This is a genomic window from Streptomyces griseoruber, assembly GCF_001514205.1.
In the GTDB taxonomy this organism is placed as follows: Bacteria; Actinomycetota; Actinomycetes; order Streptomycetales; family Streptomycetaceae; genus Streptomyces; species Streptomyces griseoruber.
Map to the genome: position 1 here is coordinate 103,647 of NZ_KQ948775.1, position 14,376 is coordinate 118,022.

At 72.2% G+C, this 14,376-nt stretch carries 13 protein-coding genes; 9 read left to right on the plus strand and 4 right to left on the minus strand.

The genetic code is table 11. The annotated features are described in order from the left end of the window. The first annotated feature begins 45 nt into the window (after window positions 1–45). Window positions 46–228 (plus strand): hypothetical protein, encoded by a 183-nt coding sequence (locus AQJ64_RS29495; protein ID WP_055633071.1) that lies wholly within the window; start codon window positions 46–48, stop codon window positions 226–228. A gap of 121 nt (window positions 229–349) precedes the next feature. After that, window positions 350–856, plus strand: coding sequence for an SgcJ/EcaC family oxidoreductase (locus AQJ64_RS29500; RefSeq protein ID WP_055633072.1), 507 nt, complete (start codon window positions 350–352; stop codon window positions 854–856). A 178-nt stretch (window positions 857–1,034) separates the two neighbouring features. On the opposite strand, the gene AQJ64_RS29505 is transcribed toward AQJ64_RS29500, so the two are convergent. Together AQJ64_RS29505 and AQJ64_RS29510 are read right to left on the minus strand one after the other, a co-directional pair. Next, window positions 1,035–2,396 carry a sensor histidine kinase gene (locus tag AQJ64_RS29505; RefSeq protein WP_055633073.1) on the minus strand — a complete coding sequence of 454 codons (1,362 nt, stop codon included), beginning with the start codon at window positions 2,394–2,396 and terminating at the stop codon, window positions 1,035–1,037. Continuing rightward, window positions 2,393–3,070 carry a response regulator transcription factor gene (locus AQJ64_RS29510; protein WP_055633074.1) on the minus strand — a complete coding sequence of 226 codons (678 nt, stop codon included), beginning with the start codon at window positions 3,068–3,070 and terminating at the stop codon, window positions 2,393–2,395. The genes AQJ64_RS29505 and AQJ64_RS29510 overlap by 4 nt, the downstream gene beginning before the upstream one ends. Window positions 3,071–3,248: 178 nt before the next feature. Here AQJ64_RS29510 and AQJ64_RS29515 point away from each other — a divergent pair, with 178 nt between their 5' ends. The 4 genes from AQJ64_RS29515 (at window position 3,249) to AQJ64_RS29530 (ending at window position 7,714) form a co-directional block, all read left to right on the plus strand. Continuing rightward, window positions 3,249–4,520: an aspartate kinase gene (locus AQJ64_RS29515; RefSeq protein ID WP_055633075.1), complete on the plus strand. Its 1,272-nt coding sequence runs from the start codon at window positions 3,249–3,251 to the stop codon at window positions 4,518–4,520. Then, window positions 4,520–5,578 carry an aspartate-semialdehyde dehydrogenase gene (locus tag AQJ64_RS29520; protein ID WP_055633076.1) on the plus strand — a complete coding sequence of 353 codons (1,059 nt, stop codon included), beginning with the start codon at window positions 4,520–4,522 and terminating at the stop codon, window positions 5,576–5,578. Before AQJ64_RS29515 ends, AQJ64_RS29520 begins: the two co-directional genes overlap by 1 nt. A 400-nt stretch (window positions 5,579–5,978) precedes the next feature. Continuing rightward, the gene (locus AQJ64_RS29525) at window positions 5,979–6,572 is read left to right on the plus strand and encodes a SigE family RNA polymerase sigma factor (protein ID WP_055633089.1); all 594 of its coding nucleotides are present in this window, start codon (window positions 5,979–5,981) and stop codon (window positions 6,570–6,572) included. Then, entirely contained in the window at window positions 6,569–7,714 is a 1,146-nt protein-coding gene (locus tag AQJ64_RS29530) for a hypothetical protein (RefSeq protein WP_079062015.1), read from the plus strand. The genes AQJ64_RS29525 and AQJ64_RS29530 overlap by 4 nt, the downstream gene beginning before the upstream one ends. Here AQJ64_RS29530 and AQJ64_RS29535 read toward each other — a convergent pair. Further along, window positions 7,684–8,493, minus strand: coding sequence for an SURF1 family protein (locus tag AQJ64_RS29535; protein ID WP_055633077.1), 810 nt, complete (start codon window positions 8,491–8,493; stop codon window positions 7,684–7,686). The genes AQJ64_RS29530 and AQJ64_RS29535 overlap by 31 nt on opposite strands. Before the next feature lie 161 nt (window positions 8,494–8,654). On the opposite strand from AQJ64_RS29535, the gene AQJ64_RS29540 reads away from it, so the two are divergent. Beyond that, window positions 8,655–10,469 (plus strand): S9 family peptidase, encoded by a 1,815-nt coding sequence (locus tag AQJ64_RS29540; protein WP_055633078.1) that lies wholly within the window; start codon window positions 8,655–8,657, stop codon window positions 10,467–10,469. Window positions 10,470–10,544: 75 nt separating this feature from the next. Here the strand turns inward: AQJ64_RS29540 and AQJ64_RS29545 are convergent, their stop codons facing one another. Further along, on the minus strand, window positions 10,545–12,404 hold the full coding sequence (locus AQJ64_RS29545) for an NAD-binding protein (protein WP_055633079.1): 1,860 nt from the start codon (window positions 12,402–12,404) through the stop codon (window positions 10,545–10,547). Window positions 12,405–12,602: 198 nt separating this feature from the next. Here AQJ64_RS29545 and AQJ64_RS29550 point away from each other — a divergent pair, with 198 nt between their 5' ends. After that, the gene (locus AQJ64_RS29550; protein WP_055633080.1) at window positions 12,603–13,628 is read left to right on the plus strand and encodes a permease; all 1,026 of its coding nucleotides are present in this window, start codon (window positions 12,603–12,605) and stop codon (window positions 13,626–13,628) included. Continuing rightward, window positions 13,625–14,365 (plus strand): TIGR03943 family putative permease subunit, encoded by a 741-nt coding sequence (locus tag AQJ64_RS29555; RefSeq protein ID WP_055633081.1) that lies wholly within the window; start codon window positions 13,625–13,627, stop codon window positions 14,363–14,365. Before AQJ64_RS29550 ends, AQJ64_RS29555 begins: the two co-directional genes overlap by 4 nt. The last annotated feature ends 11 nt before the right edge of the window (window positions 14,366–14,376 follow it).

Below are 14,376 nucleotides of genomic sequence, written 5' to 3' on the forward strand. Positions count from 1 at the left end.
CTGCAAGCAGAAGTCAACGGTCACCGAATCTCCAAGGACCCCGCCATGAAGTCGCTGCTCTCCTCCCGTCCCGTCCTGTGGTTCCTCTTCCTGTTCAACCTCGCCGTCGCCGCCGTCGCGCCCTTCGTGGTGGACGGGTCGCAGGGGGTGATGACCGCGGTGGGCATGGGCGTCGTGTCGCTCGGGGCCGGGGTCAGCCTGGTCCGGGGCCGACGGGCCGGTGCCTGAGCGGGGAGCCGCAGAATTGGGAGCGTCCTGGACGTCCCCTGTACGACCGCTGCACGGGCCCTAACCGGCCGGACGCGAGTCTTGAGTCATCCCAACAGGCACCATCCGCACAGGAGTTGCGATGACCCGAAAGACCCGCATACGCGCCGCCCTCGTCACCGCCACCGCCCTCGTCACCGCCGCCACGGTGACGGCGGGAGTCAGTGCGGCCGGCCCCGAGAAGGCGCACCAGACCCACAAGCCGGGCAAGAAGCAGATCGCCGCCCTCTTCGACGGCTGGAACGCCGCGCTGCGGACGGGCGACCCGGAGAAGGTCGCGGACCGCTACGCCAAGGACGCGGTCCTGCTGCCCACCCTCTCCAACAAGGTCCGCACGGACCGCGCCGGCATCGTCGACTACATGGAGCACTTCCTCCAGAACAAGCCGGTCGGCAAGAAGATCGAGACGCACATCAACGTCCTCGACGGCAACTCCGCCCTCGACTCCGGTGTCTACGAGTTCACGCTCACCGACCCGGCCACCGGCAAGAAGCGCGCCGTCGAGGCCCGTTACACCTACGAGTACGAGAAGCGCGGCGGCAAGTGGCTCATCGTGAACCACCACTCCTCCGCGATGCCCGAGGGCTGAGAACCCCGGGAGGCTAGTGCCGCGGCAGGCAACGTTCGCCCCGTCGCGACGCCCGGCACGCACTCTCGCCGCACCGGCCGAAAGCCCAAGTACGTCCAGTACGAGGACTTCCGGCCGGCACGCCGAGACCACGCACCGGACGCCGCTCCTTGACGGGCAAACGTTGCCTGCCGCGGCACTAGGAGCCCGAGCGCGGTGCGGCCCGCAGCGTGATCCGCACGCACAGGCCCCCGCCCGGCGCGTCCGTCAGGGCCACCGTCCCGCCGTCGTCCGTCACCAGCTGTTTGACGACGGCGAGGCCGAGGCCCGAGCCGGAGCGCCCGGTCAGGCCCTGACCGCGCCAGAAGCGGTCGAAGGCGCGGGACTTCTCCGCGTCCGACATGCCCGGTCCGCCGTCCGTGACGGAGAGGACCACCTCCCGCGCACCGGAGCCCGTCTCCAGCCGTACGGTGATCGTCCCGCCGTCCGGTGAGACCTCCAGCGCGTTCGAGAGCACGTTGTCCAGCACCTGGTCCAGATGACCGGGGCTGGCCAGCACAGACGGCCGGTCGTCGACACCACTCCCCCTGAGCGCGATGGTGACTCCGCGCTCGTCGGCGGCCGGTCTCCACACCGTCAGGCGTTCCGCCACGATGTCCCCGAGGGGCAGCGGCTCCGCGGCCGTGACCTTCGCCTCGGCCCGCGCCAGCACCAGCAGGCCGTTCACCAGCCGGCTCATCCGGACCACTTCGGCCGTCGCCTGCTCCACGTCCTCCCGTACGAACTCGTCGTCCACCCCGTCCGCGATGTTGTCCAGCGACAGCCGCAGGGCCGTGAGCGGGGTGCGGAGCTGGTGGGAGGCGTCCGCGACGAAGATGCGCTGCGAGGCGACCAGGGTGTCCAGGCGCTCGGCGCCCTGGTTGAGGGTGCGGGCGAGGGTCTGGGTCTCGGCCGGGCCCGTCACGGGCGAGCGCGCGGTGAGGTCGCCGTCGCTGAACTTGCTCGCCATGGAGTTGAGTTCGCGCAAGGGGGCGGTGATCCGGCGGGCGGCGTACGCACCGATCGCGGCGGCCGCCGCCAGGACGAGCGCGGCGAGCCCGGCCCGGAAGCCCCAGATCGACCACAGGCGCCGGGTCATGTCCGAGGTCGAGTAGACGATCCGTACGGCCGCGTCGCCCTCGGCGGGGACGGTGACCGTCAGGTTCCGGCCCCAGATGAAGTCCGAACCCCAGTCGGTGGTCGGCCTGTTGCGCTCCACGGCCCGGGTCAGTGCCGCGTCGGTGGCCGGCTCCGGCAGGTCCGGGGCGCAGGCGCCGGTGGGGGTGACCCGGACGGCGCCCGGGGTCTCATGGCTGTACGCCCTGGCCACCTTGGTCAGGGCCTCGCAGGAGATGCGGTCGCCGTTGCCCAGCAGCAGCGCCATGGTGTTGGCCTCGCGCAGGACGGACAGTTCGGTGTCGTCGCGCAGCTGCTTGGTGAGCGTGAAGGCGACCGGCACCGTGAACAGCAGGATGGCGACCGCGACGAGCAGGATGTAGCTGCGGATGAGTTGCCGGTTCACGGGGTGTCTCCGGCGACCTCCAGGCGGAAGCCGACTCCCCGGACGGCCTCGATGGTGATCGCGCCGGCGAGCTTGCGGCGAAGGGCCGCCACATGCACGTCCAGGGTCTTGGTGGGGCCGAACCAGTTGGCGTCCCAGACGGCCTCCATGATCTGCTCGCGCGACATCAGCGCGCCCGGCTCCTCGGTGAGGAAGGCCAGCAGGTCGTACTCCTTGGGGGCCAGTGCCACCTCCGCGCCGTCCAGGTGGACGCGGGCGGCCTTGCGGTCCACGGTCAGGCGCGTGCCGTAGCGGTCCGGGCCGGCGTCGGCCGGTGTGCGGGGCCGTACCCGCCGCATCACGGCCCGTATCCGCGCGATGACCTCGCGCACCCCGAACGGTTTGGAGACGTAGTCGTCCGCGCCCAGCTCCAGGCCGACCACCCGGTCCGTCTCGTCGCTGCGCGCGCTGATCACGATGATCGGCACGTCCCCGCGCCCGCGCAGCGCCTTGCAGACGTCCAGGCCGTCGGTGTCGGGCAGTCCGAGGTCGAGGAGCACGACGTCGTAGGGGCCGGGGTGGGCGAGGGCGGCGGCGCCCGTGGTGACCCAGTCGACCTCGAAGCCGTAGCGCTTCAGGCCGCGCCGCAGGGACTCGGCGACCGGCTCGTCGTCTTCCACCAGGAGTACGTGCACGCGACGCAGATTAGTCCTTGAAACTTAATTCACAGCCATCACTTGCGTATCAGTGGGCAGGTACCTCCCGAGCGGTCGCCCGGCCACCGCCGGACATCTCACCATGCGGTACTCCAGAGGTGGATTTCGGGCGCTCGTTAGACTGAGCCGACAGAGACGAACTGAGCGAGGAGCGCACGTGGGCCTTGTCGTGCAGAAGTACGGAGGCTCCTCCGTAGCCGATGCCGAGGGCATCAAGCGCGTCGCCAAGCGGATCGTGGAAGCGAAGAAGAACGGCCACCAGGTGGTCGTCGTCGTTTCCGCGATGGGCGACACGACGGACGAGCTGATCGATCTCGCCGAGCAGGTGTCACCGATGCCTGCCGGGCGTGAGTTCGACATGCTGCTGACCGCCGGAGAGCGGATCTCCATGGCCCTGCTGGCGATGGCGATCAAAAACCTGGGCCACGAGGCCCAGAGCTTCACCGGCAGCCAGGCAGGCGTCATCACCGACTCGGTCCACAACAAAGCCCGGATCATCGATGTCACGCCGGGCCGCATCCGGGAGTCCCTTGACAAGGGCAACATCGCCATCGTCGCCGGGTTCCAGGGCGTCAGCCAGGACAAGAAGGACATCACGACCCTGGGCCGCGGTGGCTCCGACACGACCGCCGTCGCCCTCGCCGCCGCGCTCGACGCCGAGGTCTGCGAGATCTACACCGACGTCGACGGTGTGTTCACCGCCGACCCGCGGGTGGTCAAGAAGGCCCGGAAGATCGACTGGATCGCCTTCGAGGACATGCTGGAGCTCGCGGCCTCCGGCTCCAAGGTGCTGCTCCACCGCTGTGTGGAGTACGCCCGCCGTTACAACATCCCGATCCATGTGCGGTCCAGCTTCAGCGGACTTCAGGGCACCTGGGTCAGCAGTGAGCCGATTGGGGACCGCAAGGTGGAGCAGGCCATCATCTCCGGTGTCGCGCACGACACCTCCGAGGCCAAGGTCACGGTCGTCGGTGTGCCGGACAAGCCGGGCGAGGCCGCCGCGATCTTCCGGACGATCTCGAACGCCGAGATCAACATCGACATGATCGTGCAGAACGTGTCCGCCGCCTCCACCGGGCTGACCGACATCTCCTTCACGCTCCCCAAGGCGGAGGGCCGCAAGGCCATCGACGCGCTGGAGCGGAACAAGGAGGGCATCGGCTTCGACTCGCTGCGCTACGACGACCAGATCGGCAAGATCTCGCTGGTCGGCGCGGGCATGAAGACCAACCCCGGGGTCACCGCGGACTTCTTCACCGCCCTGTCCGACGCGGGGGTGAACATCGAGCTCATCTCGACCTCCGAGATCCGGATCTCGGTCGTCACCCGCGCCGACGACGTCAACGAGGCCGTCCGCGCCGTGCACACCGCCTTCGGGCTGGACTCCGACAGCGACGAGGCCGTCGTCTACGGAGGCACCGGGCGCTGATGCCCCCCACCAGCCGGCCGACGCTCGCGGTCGTGGGGGCGACCGGAGCCGTCGGCACCGTCATGCTCCAGATCCTGTCCCACCGGGCGGACATCTGGGGCGAGATCCGTCTCGTCGCCTCACTGCGCTCGGCCGGCCGCAAGCTGGCCGTGCGCGGCGAGGAGGTCGAGGTCACGGCCCTGTCGGAGGAGGCCTTCGACGGGGTCGACATCGCCCTGTTCGACGTGCCGGACGAGGTCGCCGCGCAGTGGGCGCCGATCGCCGCCGCCCGGGGCGTGGTCGTCGTGGACAACTCCGGCGCCTTCCGGATGGACCCGGACGTGCCCCTGGTCGTCCCCGAGGTCAATCCGCACGCCGTGCACATCCGGCCGCGCGGGATCGTCGCCAACCCCAACTGCACCACCCTGTCGATGATCGTCGCCCTGGGCGCGCTGCACGCCGCGTACGGGCTGCGCGAGCTGGTGGTGTCCTCGTACCAGGCGGTCAGCGGGGCCGGGCGGGCCGGGGTGGAGACGCTCCGGCAGCAGATCGCGCTGGTCGCCGGCACCGAGCTGGGGACCTGCCCCGGTGACGTGCGGCGGGCCGTCGGCGAGAACACCGGGCCGTTCCCGGAGCCGGTCGCGCTGAACGTCGTACCGTGGGCCGGGACGCTGCGCGAGGACGGCTGGTCGTCGGAGGAGATGAAGGTGCGGGACGAGTCCCGCAAGATCCTCGGACTGCCGAGGCTGCCGGTGGCCGTGACCTGTGTCCGGGTGCCGGTCGTCACCACGCACTCCCTCACCGTGCACGCCCGCTTCCAGGACACGGTCACCGTGGACGGCGCCCGCGAGATCATCGCCACCGCGCCCGGGGTCGTCCTGTTCGACAACCCGGAGGCGGGGGAGTTCCCCACGCCGGCCGATGTCGTCGGCACCGACCCGACCTGGGTGGGCCGGGTCCGGCGGGCCCTGGACGACCCGACCGCCCTGGAGCTGTTCGTCTGCGGGGACAATCTGCGCAAAGGGGCCGCTCTGAACGCCGCGCAGATCGCCGAACTGGTGGCGGCCGAGCGGAACTGACCCGCCAGTCAGGAACGGTCGGCAAAAGCCCTGGCCAGGGGCGTGGCAAAGTGTGAGCCGGTCGATGGTTCAGGCCACTTGTCTCGGACAGCGTTGTCGTCTGAAGATTGCCGAAGACTTCCTCCCCGTTCTGTGCAACCGCGCGCAGGGCGGGGAGCGTCTTTGCGGTCCCGGCGTGGGGACGCCGTGATCCGGGCGTGGGGACGCCCGTTCATATGGGATACAAGGGAAGAGCGGGACACATGAGACGGGTAGGCGTGGCCTCGTCCGACGGAAAAGTGACGCCCGGCACGTACAACCTCCACGGGGGGACGTGTGTCCAACTGGCGTGGCAGAGGTACTCGAACTCCCCCTGGCTCGCGCCGTCCTCCGACCCCGGGTCGCCGGGGCGCCCGGCGGCATGCCGGTGATCGCGCCCATGCCCGCAGCGCGGCCCACCCGCATCCCCAGCCAGCGTGACGGCGCCGAGCAGCCCGCCTCCGCCGAGAACGCCGTGGCCGCCGGTACCACCGTCGACCACCTCACCGAGACCTACCGGGCCCACTACCGGTCCCTGCTCGGTCTCGCCGCCCTCCTCCTCGACGACACCGCCTCCTGCGAGGACGTCGTCCAGGAGGCCTTCATCCGGGTCCACTCCGCGCGCAAACGCGTCCGCGACCCGGAGAAGACCCTCGCCTATCTCCGCCAGACGGTCGTCAACCTCTCCCGCTCCGCCCTGCGCCGCCGCATCCTCGGACTGAAGCTGCTGTCCAAGCCGATGCCGGACATGGCCAGCGCGGAGGAGGGCGCCTACGACCAGCTGGAGCGCGACTCCCTCATCAAGGCGATGAAGGGCCTCCAGCGCCGCCAGCGCGAGGTCCTCGTCCTGCGCTACTTCGCCGACATGACCGAGGCCCAGGTCGCCGAGACCCTCGGCATCTCCCTCGGGTCGGTCAAGGCGTACGGCTCACGCGGCATAGCCGCCCTGCGCATCGCGATGGAGGCGGCGGCGTGAACGGCGAGGCCGAGGGCCGCGACTCGCACGAGCGCCACGAGCCGTACGCATGGCACGAGCCGATGCGGCCGGAGACAGACGATCCGAAGCACTCGCACGCTGGGAACGAAACCGTGAACCACCACCTCGACGACCAGGGCCGGGGCGGGCTCGACGCGGACGAGCTGGCACTGCGCCGGATGCTCCACCAGGCGGTCCGGGAGATGGAACCGCGCGACGGGACGCTGAACCATCTGCGCCGTGCCGTTCCCGCCCGCCGGGCCCGCAAGCGGCAGGCGGCCGTCGGCATGGCGGCCGCCGCGCTCTTCGTCGGCACCGCCGTCCCCGCCGTCCTGCACGTCTCCGCCGCGGGCGGCTCCGACGCCACCCCCGCCATCGCCGGCCAGGCCTCCCAGGCCCAGGGCGGCACCAGCCAGGGCAAGGGGCCCGACGGGAGCACCGGCGGCAAGGTCGGCGACTCCGCCGGCAAGACCGACGAACAGGGCAAGAGCGGCAGCACCGGCTCCGGCGAGAGCAAGGGCACGGCCGGCACCGGCGCCTCCAGCGGCAGCGAGTCCTCCACCAGCACCGCCCAGGCCGCCCCCGCCTGCACCGCCTCCCAGCTCGGCTCCACCTCCGCGAACGTCGCGGGCGCCGACTCCGCCGGGATCGTCTACGGCACCTTCCGCGTCGCCAACGTCTCGGGCGCGGCCTGTACCGTCGCCGGCGCCGTCACCCTCACCCCGGGCGCCCAGGGCGCGGCCGACCCGACGAAGATCACCGTGGTGCAGCACGCCTCCGGCGACGCGGCGGCCGGCCTGCCCGACCCCTCCCTCTACGTCACCCAGTACGTCCTCGCGCCGGGGTCCGCCTACGAGGTGAAGTTCGCCTGGCAGCCGACCGAGACCTGTCCCACCACGAGCACCACCGGCGGCACCACCGGAGGCGAGTCCTCGCCCTCCCCGACGCCGACCGAGCAGGCCGCCACCACCGGTGACACCTCCGCGGGCACCACCACCCAGCTGCTCACCGAGGACGGCACCGCCGACGGCAGTGTGCTCGTGACGTACACCACGGACGACGGGTCCACGACGGTCTCGGCGACCGTGTCGAATGCCTGTGCGGGCACGATCTACCGGACGGGCGTGCTGGCGTCCTCCTGAACGCCGAGGGGCGCGGTCTCCTCGGGAGCGATCCCGAGGGCCGCGTCCCGCGCGAACTCCACCTCGCGGCGCAGCAGCCGGAACCACATGAACACCACGAACCCGGCGAAGACGAACCACTCGCCGGTGTAGCCCAGGTTCTGGAACGCCTTCAGGTCCAGCCCGGTGTTCGGGGCCGCGCTCACCGGCACCGTCCTCATCCCGCCGTCGGCGGAGTCGAGGGTGACCCAGGCGTCGTAGACGTCGTACGGCACGAGGTTGATCAGGGACGCGGCGCTGATCGCGGCGGTCTGGCCGGACGGCAGGCCGCCCTGGGCGCTCACGCCGTTGTCGCCCGGCTGCTCGGAGGCCTGGAGCGAGCCGGTCACGGTGACCTCGCCGGAGGGCGGTGCGGGGGCCTTCGCGGCGTCCGCCGTGCCGGGCAGCCAGCCGCGGACCACGGGCAGGGCCTCGCCGCCGTCGGTGCGCAGCAGGGTCAGCACGTAGAAGCCGCTCGTCCCGTCCAGTTCCCGGCCCGGGACCAGCAGCTGCCTGCCGTACCGGCCGGTGGCGGTGACCTGCTTGCCGACGGTCGCCTTGTCCACGGGCAGCAGCTCGGCGAGCGGCCGGGCCGCCTCCTCGCGGTCGGTCTCGGCCTGCGCCTTCGCCGTCCGGTGGTCGTCGACCCGCGCCTCGAACCGGCTCAGCTGCCAGGACCCCATGAACACACAGAAGGGGATGGCCAGCAGCACGAAGACGTTGATCCCCCACCAGCGGGGCGTCAGCAGGAACCGGTACACGCCACCACGGTACGTGGCACGGCTCCGGCGCCCGGGCGCGGGGTGGGGCGCACTGGTTGCAGTCACCACAGACATTGGTCTGACCTGCGCGGATGTAAAGGTTATCCACAGGCCGTGCTCAGCGGAGGTCGTTTGTCGCCGAGGGCGGGCAGTATGGGTCCATGACTGAGAGCTACGGGTCCGCCGCGCCGGGGCGGTACGAGGAGATGCCGGACTGGGAGAAGCGCTTCAGGGCGCCCAGGGTGTCATTGCCGGACTGGGCGGAGGACACGCCCGACCGTTCCCTGTTCGTCTCCAATGCGACGGGTACGTATGAGCTGTACGCCTGGGACCGGGCCACCGGCGAGCAGCGGCAGGTGACGAAACGGGCGAACGGCACGACGGACGGCGTGCTCTCCCCGGACGGCGCGTGGATCTGGTGGTTCGACGACAAGGACGGCGACGAGTTCGGCGTCTGGCGCCGGCAGCCCTTCGAGGGCGGCGAGGACGAGCTGGCCACGCCGGGCCTCGACCCCTCGTACCCGGCGGGTCTCGCGCTCGGCCGCGACGGGCGGACGGCGGTGGTGGGCCGTTCGACCGACGAGGAGGGGACGACGATCCATGTGGCGCGGGTCGGCGAAGCGCCCTTCGAGCTGTACCGCCACCGGGAGTCGGCGGGCGTCGGGGACCTCTCCCACGACGGCACGCTGATCGCGATCGAGCACACCGAGCACGGCGACGCCATGCACTCCGCGCTGCGGGTGCTGCGCCCGGACGGCACACGGGTCGCCGAGCTGGACGACACCGACGGCGGCGAGGAGGAGCTGGGCCTGGAGGTCCTGGGCTTCGCCCCGGTGGACGGCGACACCCGGCTGCTGATCGGACACCAGCGGCGCGGCCGCTGGGAGCCGCTGGTGTGGGACGTGGCCACCGGCGAGCAGACCGACCTGGCGCTGGACCTGCCGGGCGACGTCAGCGCCGAGTGGTACCCGGACGGCTCCGGGCTGCTCATCGCGCACAGCTTCGAGGCGCGCAGCGAGCTGTTCCGGTACGACCTGGGGGGCGGCGCTCTGGAGCGGGTGCCGACCCCGCGCGGCACGGTCTCCGGGGCGACGGCCCGGCCGGACGGCAGCGTGGAGTACCTGTGGTCCTCGGCCGCCGAGCCGCCGGTGGTCCGCTCGACGAGCGGGCAGGTCGTCCTCGACCCGCCCGGGATGAAGTCCCCGGGCTCGGTCGCCGTGGAGGACGTGTGGGTGGAGGGCCCCGGCGGCCGGATCCACGCCCTGGTCCAGAAGCCGGCCGGTGCCACCGGGCCGCTGCCGACCGTCTTCGACATCCACGGCGGTCCGACCTGGCACGACAGCGACGCCTTCGCGGCGGCCCCGGCGGCCTGGGTGGACCACGGGTACGCGGTGATCCGCGTCAACTACCGCGGCTCGACGGGGTACGGGCGGGCCTGGACGGACGCGCTGAAGGTGCGGGTCGGCCTGATCGAGCTGGAGGACATCGAGGCGGTACGGCAGTGGGCGGTGGGCTCGGGACTCGCCGACCCCGCCCGGCTGATCCTCACCGGCGGCTCCTGGGGCGGCTACCTCACCCTCCTCGGCCTCGGCACCCAGCCGCAGGCGTGGACCGTCGGGATCGCGGCGGTGCCGGTCGCGGACTACGTCACGGCGTACCACGACGAGATGGAAGCGCTGAAGGCGATGGACCGCACGCTGCTCGGGGGCACCCCCGAGGAGGTTCCGGACCGCTTCGAGGCCTCGTCCCCCTTGACGTACGTCGACGACGTCAAGGCACCGGTGTACATCTCGGCGGGGGTCAACGACCCGCGCTGCCCGATCCGCCAGATCGACAACTACGTGAAGCGGCTGGAGGCCCGGGGGGCGGTCCATGAGGTGTACCGGTACGACGCCGGGCATGGATCGCTGGTCGTGGACGAGCGGATCAAGCAGGTGCGGCTGGAACTGGAGTTCGCGGAGAGGTACGTGAAGTAAGCAGGGACCGGCGGTCGGGTGCGGGTGCGTGGGGGCTGATCGCGCAGTTCCCCGCGCCCCTTCACCCCCGTTGGCCTACCGCCCCGTCGTCCGGCTCCGCCTTCCCAGGAGCTCCGCCAGCCCCCGCCGGGTGGCGGCCAGGACCACCCGGTCCTCGTTCCGCAGGACATAGGTGTCGGGCAGGTCCCAGACCAGCCCGTCCCGACCCTCACCCGTGTCCAGCGCCAGCACGCGCCACCTGCCCGCCCGGAAGGCCTCCCCGACCGTCCGGCCCGCGAGCTGGGCGCACTCCCCGACCGTCAGCGCCGCGAACAGCAGCACCCGTCGCTCGACCGGGATCGCCCCCAGGATCTGCCGCCCCATCATCGCCCCGGCGAACGACGGCGCCGACAGGTGCGACACGCTCCGGCTCCGGGTCAGCGCCTGGGGATGCGCGGCCCGCAGGGTGCGGTACACGGCGGTCGCGAAGTCGTCGTCGTACAGCCGCAGCACCACCCGCAGATCGGGCCGGAGCGTCCGGGCGTACAGCGCGGCCTCCAGGTTCGTCGTGTCGGAGCTGGTCACCGAGAGCAGGGCGTACGCCCGGTGGATCTTCGCCGCCTCCAGCACCCCCTCCTGGGTGGCGTCCCCCAGCACCACCGGCACCCGGAGCCGCCGCGCCACCGCGAGCCCGCGCGCCTCGGGCCCCGCCTCCACGCACACCACGGGGATGTTCAGCTCCCGCAGCCTCACCAGCACCCGGGTGCCGATCTTCCCCAGCCCGAGCAGCACGACATGGCCGCCCATCCCGCGCGGCGGCCGCCGCAGCGACCCCGCGCCCCGGAACGTCCCGAGCGCCTCCAGCACCGCCGCCAGCAGCACCGGCAGCAGCAGCAACCCCATCAGCCCGGACAGCAGTTGCAGTACCTGACGGGCCGTACTCGCCCCGATCGCCGGGTCGTTGATCGCGAACAGGTCCAGCAGGGTCAGATACAGCGCGCCCAGCGGATGGATCCTGGTCACCACCCACAACGCCACCGCCAGCGCGAACACGCATCCCACGAGGCCGGCCAGCGACAGCCGCAGCCGTCGGGAGAAGAGGGTGGTGATCGGGGCCATCGTCCCGAGACCCCGGCTCGTCTGGGGGGCGGGGCGGGTCGCGTACGCCACCTGCTCCAGCTCCACCGACCCGCGCCGCCCGGCCGCCTCCCGCACCGCCTCCGCGTCCGGCAGCAGCAGCGGCCCCTGGTCCCCGGTGCTCTCCGAACCGTCCGCGAAGGCGGGATCGGCCGTGTTCGCGGACAGCAGCGCCAGGGTGGGCCGACCGCCGGGGGGCTCACCCGGCGGGCGTTCCACGGCGCGCAGCAGCAGCCCGTCCGTCTGGACGATCTTGGTGGTGCCGGCGACGGCGGACGCGGCCAGCGCGGGCGCGGCGGTGTCGGCGTCGGACAGCACGGTGGTCGAGGCGTCGCTCCCGGCCGCCGGACCGCCACCGGCGGCCAACGCGGCCGCCTGGTCGAGGAGTTCCTCGATGTGCAGGCCCAGCCGGCGGTTGTACAGGCGCAGGACGAGCCGCAGGTGGGGGTGGAGGCGGCGGGCGGTGAGGGCCGCGCGGATGTTGGTCTCGTCGTCCTCGTACACGAGGGCCAGCGCGGCGGCCCGCTCCACGCCCGCCTCGGCGAGTACCGCCTCGGTGGGCTCGACGGCCTCCAACGTCCGCTGTCCGTTGCCGGGTTCACCGGTGGCGGGGGCCGTGCCGTTGCCGGCGGCCCGGCTGACCGCCGCGCTCACCACCCGGTCGAGCAGCGCCGCCGACACCGCGCGGGCGCGCCCGACGACCGGCGGCCGCACCGAGCGTTCGGCGGGCGGTACGACGAGCGTGACGTGCTCCTCGTAGACCCCCCGCAGTTCGGCGGCGAGCCGGTGCGCGAGCCCGTCGTCGCCGCACACCACCATGTGCGCGCCGGTGTCACCCGTCGCCCTGCCCTGATTCGGAACGCTCCCCACGAGGGAGAAGACTGCCTCACCGGGACGGAGGTTCCACGGGAGGCCCCCCGCTGTGAACACCGGGCACCCCGGCACCGTAGAAAAGGGGAGGGAATGCGAGAAACAGGGATCAGGCAGAACAGCACGGAACGCGGAGGTGCCAGACCTGTGGCCATCACCAAGGCGGCCCCGCGGGACGGGGACACCCACGCGGACGCCGCGGCCCCCGCGCCGGACGAGGAGCCCCGGCGGCTGACCTCCCCCCTCGCCCTGACCCTGCTCCTGCTCCTGCTGGTGCTGCTGCAGAGCCCGATCCGCCGGGCCCTGTCCGCGCCGGTGATGCAGAGCTGGACGACGGTGTTCGTGGCGGTCGTGATCCAGGCCCTGCCGTTCCTGGTGCTGGGCGTGCTGCTGTCGGCGGCGATCGCGGTGTACGTCCCGCCGTCGTTCTTCGCCCGTGCGCTGCCCTCCCGTCCCGCGCTGGCCGTGCCGGTCGCCGGGATGGCGGGGGCGGTCCTGCCGGGCTGCGAGTGCGCCTCGGTGCCGGTCGCGGGGGCGCTGGTCCGGCGGGGCGTGACCCCTGCGGCGGCCCTCGCCTTCCTGCTCTCCGCCCCGGCCATCAACCCGATCGTGCTGACCGCGACGGCCGTCGCCTTCCCCCGGAACCCCGAGATGGTGCTGGGCCGTTTCGTCGCGAGCCTGCTGGTGGCGTGTGCGATGGGCTGGCTGTGGCAGCGGGTGGGCCGCACGGACTGGATGCGGCCCCCGGCGCACGCGCATCACGAGGGGCAGACCAAGGGCGCCGCGTTCTGGGACTCGGTGCGGCACGACGTGATGCACGCGGGCGGCTTCCTGGTGGTGGGCGCGATGGCGGCGGCCACGCTGAAGGCGGTCGCGCCGGAGAGCTGGCTGCGGACGGCGGCCGGCAACCCGGTCGTCGCGGTCCTGGCCCTCGCCCTGCTCGCGGTGATCCTGTCCATCTGCTCGGAGGCGGACGCCTTCGTGGCCGCGTCCCTCACCCAGTTCTCCCTGACGGCCCGGCTCGCGTTCCTGGTCGTCGGCCCGATGATCGACCTCAAGCTGTTCGCGATGCAGGCGGGCACCTTCGGCCGCGCCTTCGCGCTCCGCTTCGCCCCCATGACCTTCGTTCTGGCCATCGCCTCGGCCGTGCTGACAGGAGCGGTCCTGCTGTGAACCGACAGTCCCAGGCCGCCGTCCTGTTCCTCCTCGGCGCGGCCCTCCTGCACGCCGGCACCACCGACCTCTACCTCCGCTACGTCAAGGCGGGTCTGCAACCGCTGCTGCTGGCGTCCGGCGCGGTCCTGATCGTCGCGGCCCTGGCGACGGCCTGGTACGAGTGGCGCAGGGGGAGGAAGGGACACGGGGAGGCACCGGACGAGGGCCACGGCGAGAAGCACTCCCACCCCGAACCCCGTATCTCCTGGCTCCTCGTCCTCCCCCTCCTCGCCCTGATCCTGGTCGCCCCGCCGGCCCTCGGCTCCTACAGCGCGACCCGCACCGGTACGGCCCTCCAGGAACCCCTCGCCTACCCGGCCCTCCCGGCCACCGACCCGCTGCCCCTCGGCCTCGTCGACTACGCGGGCCGCGCGGTGTACGACCACGGCCGCACCCTCGAGGGCCGCCGGGTCAGGCTCACCGGATTCATCGCCCTCGACCACGACGGCACCCCCTACCTGGTCCGCATGGCCCTCAACTGCTGCGCCGCGGACGCCCAGCCGGTCAAGGTCGCCCTGACCGGTGCCATCCCCCCGGTCCTCCAGCCCGACACCTGGCTCACCGTCACCGGCACCTACACCCCCCGCCGGACCCGGGACCCCGTCAACAACGGCCCCATCCCCTACCTGAAGATCACCTCGGCCGCACCGACACCCGAGCCCCGGGACCCGTACGACGAGTCGTACAACAACTGATCCGGCACCAC

What these genes read in the sequence shown, in the direction of transcription:
- AQJ64_RS29495 (WP_055633071.1), top strand. Translation starts at nt 46, where the DNA reads ATGAAGTCGCTGCTCTCCTCCCGTCCCGTCCTGTGGTTCCTCTTCCTG.
- AQJ64_RS29500 (WP_055633072.1), top strand. Translation starts at nt 350, where the DNA reads ATGACCCGAAAGACCCGCATACGCGCCGCCCTCGTCACCGCCACCGCC.
- AQJ64_RS29520 (WP_055633076.1), top strand. Translation starts at nt 4,520, where the DNA reads ATGCCCCCCACCAGCCGGCCGACGCTCGCGGTCGTGGGGGCGACCGGA.
- AQJ64_RS29525 (WP_055633089.1), top strand. Translation starts at nt 5,979, where the DNA reads ATGCCGGTGATCGCGCCCATGCCCGCAGCGCGGCCCACCCGCATCCCC.
- AQJ64_RS29540 (WP_055633078.1), top strand. Translation starts at nt 8,655, where the DNA reads ATGACTGAGAGCTACGGGTCCGCCGCGCCGGGGCGGTACGAGGAGATG.
- AQJ64_RS29545 (WP_055633079.1), bottom strand. Translation starts at nt 12,404, where the DNA reads ATGGTGGTGTGCGGCGACGACGGGCTCGCGCACCGGCTCGCCGCCGAA.